The organism is Bacillus sp. LR_5 (assembly GCF_042709275.1).
In genome coordinates this window covers 1-17657 of record NZ_JAVAXX010000049.1, presented here as the reverse complement: position 1 = coordinate 17657, position 17657 = coordinate 1, and the positions used below count along the sequence as shown (strand labels likewise).

Sequence of the window (17657 nt, the reverse complement as noted above, 5' to 3'; positions counted from 1 at the left end):
TTCGTTTAATCAGTCAGATGGACATAGCCCGGACGGTTCCATTTTCTTTCTGCTTCGACCCCGTTTTGCGGGTGCCGTTTTTTGTTCCGCGGATTTGTTTTCGGAAGCGGCGCTGTTTCGCAGCCTCCAAGCACCTCCATGCGGACCTTCGTCTGTTTATAAGCAGGCGTGTTCGTCCGTTTATCAGCTGCAGGCCCCGTCAGGAAGTTAATCGCTGACTCTTTGTCTGTTGAGTTCATTGGCAGATAAAGTTCATTTTTCCGCACACGATCTGTGATCAGCGCGTTTAATTTGACTGCTCCGAACGGAGAAACGAGCCGTACAAGCGAACCGTCACAAACACCCCGCTCCTGTGCAAGCTCAGGCGAGATTTCAACAAATACATTCGGCACTTTTGCTTGAATGCCTTTCGATTTATTTGTCATGTTTCCTTCGTGGAAATGCTCCAGCATCCGGCCGTTATTAATATGAAGATCATATTCTTCCGGAAATGCCGCTGGCTCAGTCCAATCAGAAAGGGCAAAGCGGGCTTTTTTGTCAGGGAAATTAAATCCGTCTTCATACAGAAGCGGTGTGCTTTCACCTGAGTAGCTGCCCCATAGGAAGCTGTTCCAGCCTTCAAGCACCTCATAGCTTGCTTTGGCAAACAGAGGAGAAAGGCTCGCCATTTCTGAGAAAATGTCACTTGGATGGCTGTAATTCCAGTTCGCTCCTAAGCGGTTTGCCACCTCTTGAATGATCCACCAATCCGGTTTCGCGTCACCAAGTGTCGGCAGCGCCTGATATAATCGCTGCACGCGGCGTTCAGTATTGGTAAATGTTCCGTCTTTCTCAAGTGAAGGAGTAGCCGGCAAGACGACATCAGCATATTGAGCTGTTCTTGACAAGAAGATATCCTGAACCACGAAGAAATCAAGGCTTGATAAAATATCATGCACATGGTTCGCATTTGAATCGACAAGTGCCATATCCTCACCGACAAGATACATTGCTTTCATTTTTCCTTCTTCAATGGAATGAAGCATTTGAATATTATCTAAACCAGGCTTTCCATCAATCTCGACACCATAAGCCTCTTCAAATTTAGCGCGGGCTTTTTCATCTGTTATATGCTGATATCCAGGCAGCCAGCCAGGCAGTGTTCCCATATCGCAAGCGCCTTGTACGTTATTGTGTCCGCGCAGAGGATAAGCGCCGGCACCCGGACGGCGATAGTTGCCCGTAGCAAGAAGCAGGTTTGAAATCGCTGCTGACGTATCAGAACCGCCTGTATTTTGTGTGACACCCATTCCCCAAAGGACACAAGTTCCATCAGCGTCACGAATCATTTCGGCAATTCGAATGATGTTTTCTTTAGAAAGGCCTGTGATGCGTTCCGCATAATCAAGCGTATAGGTTTTAAGCGTTTCTTTATAATCTTCAAAGTAATTCACGTTCTCATCAATAAACGCCTGATCGTGCCAGCCTTGGTCGATCATATATTTTGTAACAGCCATCAGCCAAACTTGGTCTGTTCCTTGTTTAGGGCTGATGAATAGATCAGACCGCTCAGCCATCTCATTTTTGCGCAAGTCGGCAACGATCAGTTTTTGACCGTGGAGCTTGTGCGCCCGTTTGACACGTGTTGCAAGCACCGGATGTCCTTCCGCCGGATTGGCGCCGACAATGATGACGAGACCGGCCTTGGCAATATCTTTAATCGTACCGGCGTCACCGCCCATGCCGACAGTGCGGAACAATCCGTCGGTAGCAGGAGACTGGCAGTAGCGTGAGCAGTTATCGACGTTGTTTGTTTCAAATACCTGACGCGCTAATTTTTGAATGACATAGTTTTCTTCATTCGTAATTTTAGAAGAAGAAATAAACCCAACAGATCCATTGCCATACTGCTCTTTAATCGAGCCTAATCTGCTTGCAACAAGATCGAGGGCTTCTTCCCAAGAAGATTCCACAAATGCCCCGTTTTTACGGATTAAAGGCTTTGTGATCCGCTCTTCAGAATTGACGAAATCCCAGCCGAATTTCCCTTTGACACATGTAGAAATCGCGTTAACCGGAGCGTCAGAAACAGGCTGGATCTTTAAAATATCCCGTCCTTTTGTCCATACTTCAAAAGAACATCCGACACCGCAGAACGTACATACAGTTTTGGTTTTTTTCGTTCTCGTTTCACGCATTGCCGCCTCGACTTCAGAAATGGCAAAAATGCTGCCGTAATCAGGTTCAACGTTTTTCACGAGGTCAATCATCGGTTCCATGACATCCTCTTTGATGCCTGTCATAAAGCCTGCCTGCCCGAGCATTGATTTTTCCATCAGCGCATTACATGGGCACACTGTGACACACTGGCCGCAGCTGACACAAGAAGATTCATTGATCGAAACTCCCTCATCCCAAATCACGCGAGGACGTTCGCGTTCCCAGTCGATTGAGAGTGTTTCATTTACCTGAAGGTTTTGACACACCTCAACACACTGGCCGCAGGCAATACATTGGTTTGGATCATAGCGGTAAAACGGGTGAGACATGTCAACCGCGCAAGACGGATCTTCTTTTGGCGTGTATGGGTATTTTTGATGCTCGATCCCCATCATTTCCGCTGTATTATGCAGCGTACAGTTCCCATTGTTGTTATCGCAAACCGTACAATACAGCAAATGATTTTCAAGAAGGCGGTCCATCGCTTCGGTTTGTGCTTCTTTCACCCGATTTCCGGAAAGATCAATTGACATTCCATTTTCTGCGACCGTAGAGCATGAACGAACCAGCTTGCCGTTTGCCTCTACAATGCAAGTATCACAAGTTTGAATCGGGTCAACCTCTGGAACGTGGCAAATCTGTGGGTACTCAATTCCGTTTTCATTTAAAATATCTAAAATTGTGGCCCCTGCTCGTGCTTGAATTTCTGTTCCGTCAACACGGACACTGATCGACTTAACGTCCATCATATTCATATTCCCCTCCATCTTTCTTTCAAGAAGTCAAAAAAAGCCATGTATAGATACACCTGTCCTTAATTCTAAGAAGGCGTAAACACACATGGCGGAATAGTTCACTAGCAAGTCTTACTAACAGACCAATCCTTGATTTTTATAAACCGATAGACTCATAACAAGATCTTATTACAAATCCATCAACACTGCTTTTATTATAAAGTGATATTTATTATAATACAATATATCAGGAAAATTTTAACCAAGTGAAATGTCCTGAGGGGAACCGGGAAAAGCCTGATGAGGCAGTATCGGAAGGGGTAATCAGCATGTCTAAAAAAATTCATGAGTTCAATGATATTATTCGAAAACTTCGCAAAGAATTGTTCGGAAAAGGGCCTGAACGGATTCATACTGTATTTGTAGAAAACATGGCAGTCTCAACACTGTACGGAAATCTGAGTGCAAGCGAGCAGTTTATCGCCCGCACGCCTGAAGGAAGAGAAATGGTACATGCGGCCCGGACAAGCTTGATTCAAGATCTTTATTCTAAACAAACGCCGGAAGGAATGGAGGAACTGATGGGGGCTAAGCTTGTCCATTTGTTTTCTGATATTAAAATTGAGGAAAATATCGCTGTATCTGTGTTTGTCTTTGACAAAAAAATAGATGATCAAAAAGAAGCTCTGCAAAGCTAGCATATTTATCATTGACACAAATTTGTCACATTTGATATGATGTTGCTACAGTTATAGAAGGCAAAAAGCAATGGGATTGTATGCACGAACTGTATATATTCTCTTTCAATATCTTAATTCTGCTTGATATTGTTGTATGGGTATGCATACAAGTTAGGCAGCATTCAAACGCCTGGTTTTACACAGGTTATTTGAGTGCTGCCTTTTTTATTGCCTTTCTGCCAAAACTGTGAGAAAAGAAGAAATAATGGAGGCGTTTTAGTATGGCTTTTCGGAAACCGGATGAAATAGCAGATGCAGCAATTGAAGCAGGGGTGAAAAAAATAAAGCTTCCGCTGCCGTCTCTGCTTGTGCTGGGGTTTTTAGGAGGCGCATTTATCGCGCTTGGGTACTTGCTTGATATCAGGGTGATCGGCGACCTTCCGAAAGAATGGGGAAGCCTGTCCAGCTTGATCGGGGCTGCAGTATTTCCCGTCGGTCTGATCCTTGTGGTTCTCGCTGGCGCTGAACTGATCACAGGAAATATGATGTCCGTTGCGATGGCTTTATTTTCGAGAAAAATATCAGTAAAAGAATTGGCGGTTAACTGGGGAATCGTCACAATTATGAACTTAATCGGCGCATTATTTGTTGCTTACTTTTTCGGGCATTTGGTTGGATTGACTGAAACAGGCCCTTATTTAGAAAAAACAATCGCCGTTGCACAAGGAAAGCTCGATATGAGCTTCGGCAAGGTTCTCGTTTCCGGCATCGGCTGTAACTGGCTTGTATGTCTTGCCGTTTGGCTTTCTTTCGGCGCTCAAGACGGAGCAGGAAAAATTCTTGGCATCTGGTTCCCAATAATGGCTTTTGTGGCAATCGGATTTCAGCACGTTGTCGCCAACATGTTTGTGATTCCCGCTGCCATTTTTGCTGGCTCGTTCACATGGGGGCAGTTTATCGGAAATATCATTCCGGCTTTTATCGGCAATGTCATCGGCGGAGCGGTATTTGTCGGTCTCATTTACTTTATCGCATATCATAAGAAAGACCGCTCCAGAAAAGAAATGAAGCAGGTATCATGACCAAAGGATAAATCTATTCGATGATTTGCACAATTTCCGTCCATTTTTAGAAAAAGATGTTTACAAAATGGAATTTGGTGGATATACTTACAAAGTAAGAAAAATGCAAAGGAGGCTGAACAAAATGACAATGAGACAACGACGTCAACCTGTACGTGATGCACAAGTAAAAGTTCATGGTTCATTCAGCCTGTGGAAGAGTTCGTGTCCTTCCTTAACCGATGCTTATCGCACGCATTAAATTCGGAATTAGTCGGACATACGCAACTCCCCGCAGGCAGTAGAGGCATTGGTGTCTTCTTTTGTCTGCGGTTTTTATTTGCCCGCGGCAGAAGGACTGATGCCGCGGGTTATTTCGCTTGAAGCGGACTTTGAAAGGGGGTGAGCGATATGACGATTAATCTATTCTTTTTAACGTTAACGATTAACAAACGGTTTAAAAGCCCGGAAGAATTCGAACGAGAACAGCAGATTGAGCAGATTTATGATGAAATGAAAGAGTCTCAGTTAAAGCATCTTTATTTAACAAACTGGCGCTAAAAAGCAATGAAAAAGCTGAAGGAGGAGATGACATATGCTTAGAATGGAATTATTGATGCATTATACAATGGAGAAGGACCAAGTTTAGCGAAACAGCTGTCAAAAAAATGCCGGCCTGCATATGATAAATCAACGTTACGGTAAGGCAGGTGATGGCATGATGAACGATTATCAAAAAAGGCTGCCGTCGATAGGCCATGGTTATGCGTCCATGCCGCATTCCTTCAAACATGGTTATGGAAATCCATTCCGTCAGCAGAGGCTGATGGCCATGCAGCAGCATAGGCTGTATGTATTCCCTTATCATTGGCACTAGAAAGAGGGCAGAAAACATTTTGTTTTCTGCTTTTTTTTGCGGAAAAAAATGAAAAAGTTCAGTTCCATTGAAACATTTTTAAACACATTGCCGTCTAGTTGATATCTTCATTCCCATTTAGAAATGAAGGTGATGTTTATTTTTCGAATATAATAAATAAACATAGGAAACCAAAAGCAGGTGTTTAAAATGCTAGAAAATAGACTCTATAAACGATCGAATCTTTTGAAATTATTTTCTCGGAAATATAAGCAAACCAAAACAATTGAGCATATGATGATTGACTCTATAGATATACAAGAAAATGACAGAATTTTAGAAATTGGAGTCGGAAATGGCACTGTCTTTAAGAGCATAACCGAGAAACTGGAAAAGGGAAGCTTAAAAAGCATTGACCCATCAAAGCGAAAGGTAAGACAAATATCACGCGCGAATCGAAAAAACATCGGAAAAGGGGAGATTTTTCATGGCTATCCGGAGAACATTCCCTTTGATGACCGTACCTTTAATAAAGTGTTTTCCTTACATACGGTTCAGAGCTGCACTGATATTAGGCTTGCATTAAGAGAAATTTACCGGGTGCTTCAAATTGATGGCCGATTTTACATCAGTATTGATGCAAATACTGATGTAAAAGAGAAAATGTATATTCAACTGCTGAAAGACCAGCATTTCAGGGATCTTTCTGTCATTAGGCGTGATTCTTGTCTTTGCATTGTGGCTGTTAAATAAAATCATTTCTCGGGAAATATATCCAGAGCCCTTATATGGGGATTTGGGTATATTTTCTTAATTTTTTATTTTTTGCATATACTTTATATTAAAAAAAGTTTTTTTCATATAAACTGATAACATAAGAAAGGGTAAAGAGGTGATATCAGACAGATCGGGCATTCATTATGAACAAACGGAATGAATATTCATTCCGCAATAAATCGGAGGTTGTAACATTACATGTTATCCGCATCCAGCAGTAAATACGACATGATTATGAAAGCGTCAGTCTCACTTTTTACGGAAAGGGGATTTAATGCTACCACTATCCCTATGATAGCTGAACGAGCTCATGTGGGAACAGGAACGATCTATCGTTATTTTGACAGCAAAGAAACACTCGTCAACGTATTGTTTCAGGAAAGCATCCAGCGCTTTACGGAAAAGCTGAAGCAAGATTTTTCGGAATTGCCTGTCAGAGAAGGCTTCCACCACGTATTTTGCTGTCTCGTTCAATTTACGAAAGAGAGTGACTATGCGCTTTTTTTTCTTGAAACGAAAAAAAACGCTCATTACTTAAATGACACAAGCAGAAAAATGATAGAAAATCTGACTCATATGCTTGATGACTATTTTAACAAGGGAAAAGCAGAAGGTGTAATTCGCAGCCTGCCCTCTAATGTGTTAATTGCGATTGTGTTAGGGGCATTTCTCAAGATATATCAACTCGTCCAAACGGGTGATATAGAGATGGACATGGATTTAATTACTGAATTGGAACAATGCTGCTGGGACGCCATTAAGCTTCATTCATCACAAAATTAGGAAAGGAAGATGTATTAATGAAACAGGCAAGTGCAATACCTCAGCCCAAAACATACGGACCTTTAAAAAATCTTCCGCATCTGGAAAAAGAGCAGCTTTCTCAATCCTTATGGCGGATAGCCGATGAATTGGGGCCGATTTTCCGTTTCGATTTTCCAGGGGTGTCCAGTGTTTTTGTATCCGGCCACAATCTCGTGGCTGAAGTGTGTGATGAAAGCCGCTTTGACAAAAACCTTGGCAAAGGCTTGCTAAAGGTGCGCGAATTCGGCGGAGACGGCTTATTTACAAGCTGGACACACGAACCGAATTGGCAAAAAGCCCACCGCATTTTGCTGCCGAGTTTCAGTCAAAAAGCGATGAAAGGCTATCATTCTATGATGCTGGATATCGCAACCCAGCTGATTCAAAAATGGAGCCGGCTTAATCCTAATGAAGAAATTGATGTAGCGGACGACATGACCCGTCTGACGCTTGATACGATCGGGTTATGCGGGTTTAACTATCGCTTCAACAGCTTTTACCGTGATTCTCAGCATCCGTTTATCACCAGTATGCTCCGTGCCTTAAAAGAGGCGATGAATCAATCGAAAAGACTGGGCCTGCAAGATAAGATGATGGTGAAAACGAAGCTGCAGTTCCAAAAGGATATAGAAGTCATGAATTCCCTGGTCGATAGAATGATAGCGGAGCGAAAAGCGAATCCGGATGAAAACATTAAGGATCTTTTATCACTCATGCTTTATGCCAAAGATCCTGTAACAGGTGAAACGCTCGATGATGAAAACATTCGATACCAAATCATAACGTTTTTAATTGCAGGGCATGAAACAACAAGCGGTTTGCTTTCCTTTGCGATTTACTGTCTGCTTACACATCCGGAAAAACTGAAAAAAGCGCAAGAGGAAGCGGATCGCGTGTTAACGGATGACACGCCGGAATATAGACAAATCCAGCAGCTGAAATACATTCGGATGGTTTTAAATGAAACACTCAGGCTGTATCCAACAGCTCCGGCCTTTTCTCTCTATGCCAAGGAAGATACTGTTTTAGGCGGGGAATATCCGATTAGTAAAGGGCAGCCTGTCACCGTTTTGATTCCGAAACTGCACCGGGATCAAAACGCTTGGGGAGAGGATGCAGAAGATTTTCGTCCGGAACGGTTTGAAGACCCTTCGCGTATTCCTCACCATGCGTATAAGCCGTTTGGAAACGGGCAGCGTGCTTGTATTGGCATGCAGTTTGCTCTCCAAGAAGCGACAATGGTTCTCGGTCTTGTATTAAAGCATTTTGATGTGATGAACCATACTGGATACGAACTGAAAATCAAAGAGGCATTAACGATCAAACCGGATGAATTTAAGATTACTGTGAAACCGCGGAAAACAGCGGCAATCAATGTACAGAGAAAAGAACAGGCTGACATCAAAACAGAAACGAAGCCAAAAGAAACAAAGCCTAAACACGGCACACCATTACTCGTTCTTTACGGCTCGAATCTTGGGACAGCAGAAGGAATAGCCGGTGAACTGGCTGCTTACGGCCGCCAGATGGGTTTTACAGCCGAAACGGCGCCGCTTGATGATTATATCGGCAAGCTTCCAGAACAAGGCGCAGTCGTCATCGTTACGGCTTCTTATAATGGGGCGCCGCCTGATAATGCTGCAGGCTTTGTAGAGTGGCTGGAAGGGCTTGAGGAAGGACAATTGAAAGGTGTCTCTTATGCGGTATTCGGCTGCGGAAACCGAAGCTGGGCCAGCACGTATCAGCGGATTCCCCGCCTGATAGATGACATGATGAAAGCAAAGGGGGCATCACGTTTAACAGCGATTGGGGAAGGCGATGCCGCCGATGATTTTGAAAGCCATCGCGAGTCGTGGGAAAACCGCTTCTGGAAGGAAACGATGGAAGCATTTCATATAAACGAAATAGCTCAGAAAGAAGACTGGCCTTCATTATCAATTACTTTTCTCAGTGAAGCGACGGAAACGCCGCTTGCCAAAGCATATGGCGCGTTTGAAGGGAATGTTTTAGAGAACCGGGAGCTCCAGACGGCTGATAGCCCGCGTTCCACCCGCCATATTGAATTGCAGATTCCTGACGCCAAAACATATAAGGAAGGCGATCATATCGGCATATTGCCAAAAAACAGCCAGAAGCTTGTTCAGCGGGTCCTCAGCCGATTCGATTTGCAGTCCAATCATGTGATGAAAATGAGCGGCGGCCCTCATATGGCTCATCTTCCGATGGATCGGCCGATCAAAGTGATGGATTTATTAGCGTCCTATGTGGAGCTGCAGGACCCGGCTTCAAGGCTTCAGCTTCGGGAGCTGGCTTCTTATACAGTCTGTCCGCCGCATAAAAAAGAGCTGGAACAGCTCGTTTCAGATGATGGCATTTATAAAGAGCAGGTACTGGCAAAACGTCTCACTATGCTTGATCTTTTAGAGGATTACCCGGCCTGCGAAATGCCGTTTGAGCGGTTTTTAGCACTTTTGCCATCACTAAAACCGAGATATTATTCCATTTCAAGCTCACCGAAAGTCCATGCCAATATCGTGAGCATGACAGTAGGCGTTGTTAAAGACTCAGCCTGGAGCGGGCGAGGCGAATACCGGGGCGTCGCCTCTAATTATTTAGCAGAGCTGAATACAGGTGATGCAGCAGCCTGTTTCATCCGAACGCCGCAATCCGGATTCCAGATGCCAGATGACCCTGAAACCCCTATGATTATGGTCGGGCCGGGTACAGGAATTGCGCCATTTAGGGGCTTTATTCAGGCAAGATCTGTTTTGAAGAAGGAAGGAAGCACACTTGGTGAAGCTCTTTTATACTTCGGCTGCCGACGCCCCGATCATGATGATCTTTACAGAGAAGAGCTGGATCAAGCGGAACAGGATGGTTTGGTGACAATCCGCCGATGCTACTCACGCGTTGAAAACGAATCAAAAGAATATGTCCAGCACTTGCTCAAACAAGATACGCAGAAATTGATGTCACTCATTGAAAAAGGTGCTCACATTTACGTATGTGGTGATGGATCGCAAATGGCTCCTGATGTAGAGAATACTTTGCGTCAGGCATATGAAGCTGAAAAAGGAGCAAGTCAGGAAGAATCAGCCGATTGGCTGGAAAAGCTGCAAGATCAAAAACGTTATGTGAAAGATGTTTGGACAGGAATGTAATAAAAAATCAAATCCCGCCATCAATTAGATTGGCGGGATTGCTTTGCATGTGAGAAAACCGGCACGATAATGAAATCTACTGAAAAGGATGTTATAGGGAGTATCGCGCCGGCCTTATTGTTAATATCGTCACACAGGGACAAAAGTTTAGGTTTTTTGCCTTATTTTTAAATTAAATAGTCTAAAAGTCTTGTTTTTGTGATTTGCACATCTTTTTTTGGTGTTTTGTTCTCGCCTATTCCTCAAGATGAGCCATCTGTTGAAGAGCGATGTTTAAATTGGCGTTCCACATGTTTTCGGTAATGAAAGTCATGAATCAGCCGAATCGTGGGCCTGATTAACAGCAGCAAGCTCCCAATCGCAAACAGCCATATCCCTGCCGACATTAATTGGTCATAAAAAAAGAAAAGGCTCCCGACGAGAAACAAAGCACCAATGATAAAATCGTTTACGGTATAAAGAATCTTGTATCGTTTTTTGAAAAAAAGTTCGTATCGTTGCAGTTCTTTTTTGATGTCATGTTCTTCATTAGCTGCCACTGTCATCCCTCCATTCTATTTTGGCTTACCCTCACGCAAACGACATGTAAACATAAGAATTGCCTTGGAAAATGGAGGGGTCAGAGAATGATCAACAATGTTTTTAAATAGGACTTCTTTTTTATAAAAACGATTCCATCGCCTCAACAATAAGACCAGTCAAAGCTTTAGCCCCTTGAGGAACCAAGTGTACGCCATCAGGTGTAAAGTATTCTGGATGCTGAAGAGCTTCTGTATGCCAGTCAACTAACGTAACATTTTTGTGTGCGCTTGCCTGGTGCTTCAAAGATTCATTTACCTTGCTTTCCCATTGGCGGGGGACCCGTGTATTGACAAGGTAGATATGAGCTTTTGAGAAAGATTGAAGCAATTGTTCAATTTGGCTGTTTGTAAAGTAACCATTGGTTCCCAGCTCAATGATGACAGCTTTGTTCGGCTGATTAAAAGACTTGTATTCCCTTGTGAGCTCCAAAGCTTGAGACATTTGTCTCCCCACCTTTCCATCAATCGTAACATGTGAAAGTGACTGCCGAAGGTGTGAGGCAATATCAAGCATGACGGAATCTCCTATAGCTAACACTTCTTTGTCAGAGTCTGCGGGTTCTTTCTCCTGCTGAAATTGCGTGTCTTTATTTTTGCTAGTCTCTTGTCCATTATTTTTGTTTTCCTTTTGATCTTGATGGGAGTCTGTTGTCTTTTGTTCGGCATCGTTTTCCTTGTCTTTATCGACTGCAGCATTCTTTCTGTCCTCAGAAGCCTGGCTGGTATCAGCGTTTGTTTCTTGTGAGCTATACGTCCATTTGGTGGGGTGCTTTTGCTCTCCGGCTAGTCCAGACAGCCCTCCCGCAAAAATAAGTACAGCGAGAATGACGAAACCAATTGACATTTTACTGAGGACAGTTGTTGTTTTCCATTCCCTGATTCTATGTATAAAAACGCGGCGGAAAAAGAATCTAAATCCCTGTGTTCGTATCGGCTTCTCAATAAAATGATAGGAAAGCTCGGCGAGTATAAATGTCACAATAACCTTTAGCACGATATGCCAAAAAACAGGGTTTCCGATTTCTTGAACTGGCGTGCTTAACACAATCACAGGGTAGTGCCAAAGATAAATACCGTAAGACCTCGTTCCAAGCCAACGAAGCGGCCTCCATGAAAGCAGATTGCCTAAAAAGCTGCTCGGATGACAAACACATGCAATAAGGATTGCGGCGACCATGCTAATCAAAAGCATTCCGCCTCTGTAAAGAAAAGGCTCGTATTCATCTGTGAAATAGACACACAACACTAAAATACAAAATGCCGAAAGTTCAGTGGCGTGCAATGTGTGCTTCAGTTTACTTGGCAGCCTGTTGGAAGACAGCCTTTTCATAGGCCAAACCAAAGCCAAGGCACATCCGATGAGAAGCTCAAACGACCGAGTATCTGTACCGTAATACACGCGGCTCGGATCTGCGCCGGGTTCATACAATATGCTCATCATCACGGCTGAACAAAGCGCAAGCAATGATACCACCGCCGCCAATCTGGCGCGGCTTTTAAATATGTACATCCCAACAACCAAGAACATCGGCCATATCATATAAAATTGTTCTTCAATCGCCAGCGACCAAAGATTTTTTAAAGGTGATGGGGAACCGAAACTATCAAAATATGATAGTTTGTGAAAAATAAACCACCAATTACTTATATAAAAGAGAGAAGAAATGGCATCTCCGCGTACAGTATGCAATAGTTCCCTATCAAACAATACAACCCAAATAACAGCAGAAAAGATCATAAGGTAAGCTGCTGGCAGAAGCCGCCGAATTCGGCGCACCCAAAAATCCCGAAAATCAAGACTGATATCATTTCCATGTGCCGGCAATAGAATAGATGTAATTAAATAGCCGGATAAAACAAAAAAGATATCAACTCCAATGAAGCCGCCGTTAGCCCAATTGAGGTTTAGGTGATAAGCGATAACTGACAGGACGGCAAAAGCCCGAAGGCCATCGAGTCCAGGGATGTATCGATGATGTTGTGTCTTGTGATACATGGGTATTCCTCCAATAGTGTGCAGATATTCTCGTTGTTTTTGATAGCTAGGTTACGATCTCACTTAGAGAAGAGAGAAAACATCCATCATATGAGTTGGATGTTTTTTTATATTATCGAACGTAACGATTTCCCACGAGCAAGCTTGATATGACGCTGGTTGGAATTTCAAACTCGGTAACGCCCATATAGCCGGGAGCGACTTCATATTCATCAAATGAGATCACAAGTTTATGGTCTTCATTAATATAAAACGTTTGATCAGGAAGAATTTTTTTGAATGGTTCTGCATCTTCTTCAGTGAGCCAATAGATTTTATTTGGATCTTCCTTCATTTGCTGTTTCATTTGTTCTTTGATGTTTTGGCTGATGACGTTGATATAGCGTTCATCTTTGAATAAGCTTTTTAATGTCAGTAAGATATCATTCTTTTTGTCAATTGTGATATAACGGCTTTGGGTGTAAGATGATGCTTGTGTTTTTTCAATATCTCGCCGGATAGAGAGTAAATCTGGCGTGTCTGTCACTGTCTCGTAATCACTATAGATGCTGAGATGCCCTTTTTTGTTTTTAGATGTGGACTGTATAAATTCCTTGTACAGCTGCTTGCTTTCTTTCAAGTATTTCTGGTTAATGCTGTTTTCAAGCTCTTTATTAGAAAGTCCGGACAGAGCAGGTGTTTTGACATCGATGCTCGATTGATCTTTCTCTTCTTTGATCTCAATAAAAGTGATGGCTTTGACAATCTTGCCGATGACAGGGATTCTCGACATCGCTTGAGCTGCGTCAGGGTTGATGTTGACAAGTGCAGTGAATAAAATAGCCGCCGCGACAGCTGCCGATGTCGGCCACATGACGATTCTTTTCTTTTTTGGTTCTTGCTGAAGGGCTTTTTCAACAATGATATCAAGTTCTTTAGGAATCTGAACATTTTTATATTCTTCTCTTAACTGCTGCAATCTCTTATCCATTAAGAAAGATCCTCCTTCGTCAACTGAATGCGCATCAGCTTCAATGCTCTGTAGAGGCGCGTTTTGACGGTATTCGTGTTTTCTCCTGTAATTTCCGCAATTTCTTCTAATTTGAGGTCTTCAAAAAAACGCAAAATAATAATGGTTTTATAGCGGTACGGCAATTCGTCAAGCGCTTCATGGAGATCGGTATCCTTGTAATGGTCTTCCTTTCCTTTGCTTAAAAACTCTATCGTTTCGTCATCCATCACTTTTACCTTTTTTTGTTTGCGCAAAAAATCAATAGCTGTCCGTACTAAAATTTTATAAAACCAGCTTTTTATCGTCTCAGGGTTTCTAACCGTTTCTACTGAGCTCAGCGCTTTTTTTATAGATTCCTGAATAATATCTAATGCGTCATCTTGATTTTTCACATAACTGAAAGCCAACCTGTAGAAATCTTGCTTATGATCAGTTATGCATGCGACAAGCAACGCTTTTGTTGTTTGTTTTTTCTTCATTGCAATAAAGGGCTCCTTTTTGAATATACGTATATCATAGGCTGTTACCTAGGATAGACGCGGAAGGCTGAAAAATAGTTTGCGCAGAATCGCATTTTTTTAAAAGAAATGATCAGAGGGGGAGGATCCTAAAAACTTTGTAGAAAGGAATGCGTACAAAAACATGACTTGTATCAACAAGCCATGTTTTTGTACTATTGCTCTATTCCAAATAATGTTTTTTGAAATCTGAGTGGATAGAAAATTTGCGGCGTAACCGAATGAGATTTTCTCCAAAGCTTTCTTCTAAAAGCCCTCTATGCTTTTTCAAAATTTCCATGAGGTACAGATCATGAATGATCACTTCAGTTATAGGCATGACTAAACCTACATGCATTGTCCATGCAGCACGGCTGTCGTTGCCAAGAGAGACGATACCTGCTACCACTTCTGAATCATCCCCGCTATAGACAAGCCACCGTCCGTCATACTCTTCTGTAATTTCACTGCTCATATCATGAAGGTAAACAGTAGCAAAATCAGATACGATGTCTCCGTACGCAATAATGGTGACAATGACACCTTGATTTGCCGCCTGTTTTAGCTCTGATTCTATCTCATCAAAATCCTCTTTCCATATTTCTAAGAGGATTCTTTTTTTGGCGGATAAGATACAAGCCTTCACCTTTTCAAGAATTTCATTGCGTCCGGTGATATTCCAGATATTTTCCCGGTCATTTGCAGTCTGCTCGAATTTTTCAAAGTATTTCTCAGCCTGATCAAAATGCTCTTCCGCTTTGAGCCGGCGGTTTTTAATCAATTCTTTAGCGGGTACAGGGACATATTGAGGCGTATTTCCATGACTTACAAAAACATCTCCTCTGATAACAAGGCTTTCCAGGACTTCATAAATTTTAGAACGGGGCACTCCGGATTTTTTGGCGACGGCATAGCCTGTTAAAGGTGATTCTTGCAATAAAGCAAGATATGCTTTTGATTCATATTCGGTAAAATTGAGGTTTTTTAAAATGTCTAACATATTTTCTTTCATATATCCTCCAATATAAAGAGCAATCGCTGCCTTTGTAATCGCTATTTTAACAAACCATATTGATTTATTCCAAACCCATTGATACAATTTTATGAGTAGTTACTTTTGTAGTCACTATATGTTGTGAGGATTTTTTAAAGGGGGAGAAGAAATGCACAGCTTACTCACATACATACCGATAGCTGCCATGATGGTTATTTTACCGGGTGCAGATACAATGCTTGTGATGAAAAATACCCTTAGATACGGCGCAAAGGCTGGCCGTTATAACATTCTTGGATTAGCAACAGGACTTTCCTTTTGGACCGTTATCGCCATTTTAGGTTTATCAGTGGTTATTGCAAAGTCGGTGTTTCTTTTCACAACGATCAAATATTTGGGAGCAGCGTACTTAATTTATTTAGGTATCAAAAGTTTTTTTGCCAAAAGCATGTTTTCTATAGATGACATGCAATCCCAAGCAACAACTGCGGGAAATTCTCCGAAACGTTATTATAAAACTTCCTTTATGCAAGGATCACTTAGTAACATTCTCAATCCTAAAACTGTTTTGGTTTATGTTACAATCATGCCCCAATTTATCAATCTGAAGGGGAATATAAACCAGCAGCTCATCATTTTAGCTTCAATCCTAACCTTATTAGCGGTGTTATGGTTCCTCTTTCTCGTTTATATTATTGATTTCGCAAAAAAATGGATGAAAAACTCGAAGTTCCAGAAAGTGTTTCAAAAAATAACCGGAATGATATTAGTAGGTTTTGGCATCAAAACTGGTTTGAGTTAATATTCGAGGTGATACGCCTAAATGAAGTAAACGATTTTAGAGGCCAAATAAAAGCTGACATTTCATATTCAAGCTTAGCTTAATGTCTGACCCATACAAAAAAGACAAGGGAGTGAGTATCCCTTGTCTTTTTTATTATTTCATCTTATATCCTCTGCGGGTTTGCACCTTATATAAAATAATCAATAAAACAAACCAGACCGGAGTGACAAACAAAGCAACACGTGTATCATTCGCCAGTGCCAATACGACAAGAACGAACGCGAGAAATGCGAGTGTTAAGTAGTTGGATAATGGGTAAAAAGGCATTTTAAATTTGTTTGTTTTCGCTTCATCCTGCCTTGTTTTTCGATATTTCAAATGGCAAAACACCGTGATGCCCCAAATAAAAATGAAACATATTGTAGAAACACTTGTAATCAGTGTAAAGACTTGCTCGGGCATTATATAATTCAGGCTGACGCCAATTAGAATGGCGATGGTTGAAAAGAACAGCGCATTACTTGGAACTTTAGAAGAAGTCAATTTCTTCAATAATCCAGGTGCGTGATGATCCTTGGCTAGAGAATAGACCATGCGGCTTGTGCTGAATAAAGCGCTGTTAGCCGCTGATGCCGCTGATGTTAATACAACAAAATTGATCATACTGGCAGCGGCAACGATGCCTACAACAGAAAAGACTTGAACAAATGGGCTTTCATTTGGGTTCAAAACATTCCAAGGGTAGATACACATAATGACAAAAAGTGCGCCGACATAAAAAAGTAAAATCCGGGCAGGGATTTGATTGATGGCTTTAGGGATCACTTTTTGGGGATTTTCTGTTTCACCTGCTGTCAGTCCAACAAGTTCAATTCCCACAAAAGCGAAGACAACCATTTGGAATGAAAGGATAAATCCATGCCATCCATTTGGAAACATGCCGCCGTGCTTCCAAAGATTCGTGAGGCTGGCTGAGCCGGAAGCTGTGGAAAAACCTTTCGCAATCAAGAAAATACCAGTTACGATAAGAGCCAATATGGCAATGACTTTGATCAATGCAAACCAGAATTCTAATTCTCCGAAAAGTTTAACGGTGGCAAGATTCATGATCAGCAGGATGATAAGCGCAAGAAGACCCGGCAGCCATTGAGGCACATCGGGAAGCCAATATTGCGTATAAATGCCGACCGCGGTTAAATCAGCCATCGCGAGAGAAATCCAGCAGAACCAGTAGGTCCAGCCAGTGATAAACGCTGCCATGTTGCCTAAATAGTCCCTTACAAAATCAACGAAAGAGTGATATCCCGTATTTGATAAGAGCAGTTCTCCTAGCGAACGCATAATGAAAAAGCAAAAGACTCCAGTGATCAAGTAAGCAAATAAAATGGATGGTCCCGCAAAGTGAATGGATTTTCCTGAGCCTAAGAATAAACCTGTCCCGATTGCACCCCCAATCGCCATTAATTGTATATGCCTGTTTTTAAGGACTCTAGACAATTTTTGCTGTTGTCCAAAATTGTCTTTGGTAGAATTGCCTATCAA

At 42.2% G+C, this 17657-nt stretch carries 15 protein-coding genes; 8 read left to right on the top strand and 7 right to left on the bottom strand.

The window, feature by feature from the left end; all coding sequences use genetic code 11:
• Positions 1-5 precede the first annotated feature (5 nt).
• Positions 6-2948 carry a formate dehydrogenase subunit alpha gene (gene fdhF / locus RAC86_RS12765; protein ID WP_072566852.1) on the bottom strand — a complete coding sequence of 981 codons (2943 nt, stop codon included), beginning with the start codon at positions 2946-2948 and terminating at the stop codon, positions 6-8.
• A gap of 314 nt (positions 2949-3262) precedes the next feature.
• Here fdhF and RAC86_RS12760 point away from each other — a divergent pair, with 314 nt between their 5' ends.
• The 7 genes from RAC86_RS12760 to cypB all read left to right on the top strand — a co-directional run bounded on the left by RAC86_RS12760 (position 3263) and on the right by cypB (position 10272).
• On the top strand, positions 3263-3631 hold the full coding sequence (locus RAC86_RS12760; protein ID WP_003237353.1) for a Na-translocating system protein MpsC family protein: 369 nt from the start codon (positions 3263-3265) through the stop codon (positions 3629-3631).
• A gap of 263 nt (positions 3632-3894) precedes the next feature.
• Complete coding sequence (locus RAC86_RS12755; RefSeq protein WP_003225944.1) at positions 3895-4695, top strand: formate/nitrite transporter family protein; 801 nt, start codon at positions 3895-3897, stop codon at positions 4693-4695.
• Positions 4696-5085: 390 nt separating this feature from the next.
• Entirely contained in the window at positions 5086-5235 is a 150-nt protein-coding gene (locus tag RAC86_RS12750; RefSeq protein ID WP_003237348.1) for a YrzI family small protein, read from the top strand.
• A gap of 157 nt (positions 5236-5392) precedes the next feature.
• Positions 5393-5551 (top strand): hypothetical protein, encoded by a 159-nt coding sequence (locus RAC86_RS12745; protein ID WP_014114589.1) that lies wholly within the window; start codon positions 5393-5395, stop codon positions 5549-5551.
• A 189-nt stretch (positions 5552-5740) separates the two neighbouring features.
• Positions 5741-6283 (top strand): class I SAM-dependent methyltransferase, encoded by a 543-nt coding sequence (locus tag RAC86_RS12740; protein WP_014114587.1) that lies wholly within the window; start codon positions 5741-5743, stop codon positions 6281-6283.
• Positions 6284-6505: 222 nt separating this feature from the next.
• Positions 6506-7090, top strand: a complete 585-nt coding sequence (gene fatR, locus RAC86_RS12735; protein WP_041521019.1) for a transcriptional regulator FatR — start codon at positions 6506-6508, stop codon at positions 7088-7090.
• Between the two features lie 17 nt (positions 7091-7107).
• Entirely contained in the window at positions 7108-10272 is a 3165-nt protein-coding gene (cypB, locus tag RAC86_RS12730) for a bifunctional cytochrome P450/NADPH--P450 reductase CypB (protein WP_072566611.1), read from the top strand.
• A gap of 242 nt (positions 10273-10514) precedes the next feature.
• Here cypB and RAC86_RS12725 read toward each other — a convergent pair whose 3' ends face one another.
• The 5 genes from RAC86_RS12725 to RAC86_RS12705 form a co-directional block, all read right to left on the bottom strand.
• Positions 10515-10811 carry a YrhK family protein gene (locus tag RAC86_RS12725; protein ID WP_014114584.1) on the bottom strand — a complete coding sequence of 99 codons (297 nt, stop codon included), beginning with the start codon at positions 10809-10811 and terminating at the stop codon, positions 10515-10517.
• A gap of 121 nt (positions 10812-10932) precedes the next feature.
• Positions 10933-12849 carry an acyltransferase family protein gene (locus RAC86_RS12720; RefSeq protein ID WP_072566609.1) on the bottom strand — a complete coding sequence of 639 codons (1917 nt, stop codon included), beginning with the start codon at positions 12847-12849 and terminating at the stop codon, positions 10933-10935.
• 112 nt (positions 12850-12961) lie between these two features.
• Positions 12962-13819: an anti-sigma-V factor RsiV gene (rsiV, locus tag RAC86_RS12715; RefSeq protein ID WP_072566608.1), complete on the bottom strand. Its 858-nt coding sequence runs from the start codon at positions 13817-13819 to the stop codon at positions 12962-12964.
• A complete protein-coding gene (gene sigV / locus RAC86_RS12710) occupies positions 13819-14319 on the bottom strand; it encodes an RNA polymerase sigma factor SigV (protein WP_014114581.1) in 501 nt (166 codons plus the stop codon). Before sigV ends, rsiV begins: the two co-directional genes overlap by 1 nt.
• Positions 14320-14521: 202 nt before the next feature.
• Positions 14522-15349 carry a TrmB family transcriptional regulator gene (locus RAC86_RS12705; RefSeq protein WP_014114580.1) on the bottom strand — a complete coding sequence of 276 codons (828 nt, stop codon included), beginning with the start codon at positions 15347-15349 and terminating at the stop codon, positions 14522-14524.
• Positions 15350-15500: 151 nt separating this feature from the next.
• On the opposite strand from RAC86_RS12705, the gene RAC86_RS12700 reads away from it, so the two are divergent.
• Positions 15501-16133, top strand: a complete 633-nt coding sequence (locus RAC86_RS12700; RefSeq protein ID WP_061186646.1) for a LysE family transporter — start codon at positions 15501-15503, stop codon at positions 16131-16133.
• A 135-nt stretch (positions 16134-16268) separates the two neighbouring features.
• Here the strand turns inward: RAC86_RS12700 and RAC86_RS12695 are convergent, their stop codons facing one another.
• A complete protein-coding gene (locus RAC86_RS12695; protein WP_377885692.1) occupies positions 16269-17657 on the bottom strand; it encodes an amino acid permease in 1389 nt (462 codons plus the stop codon).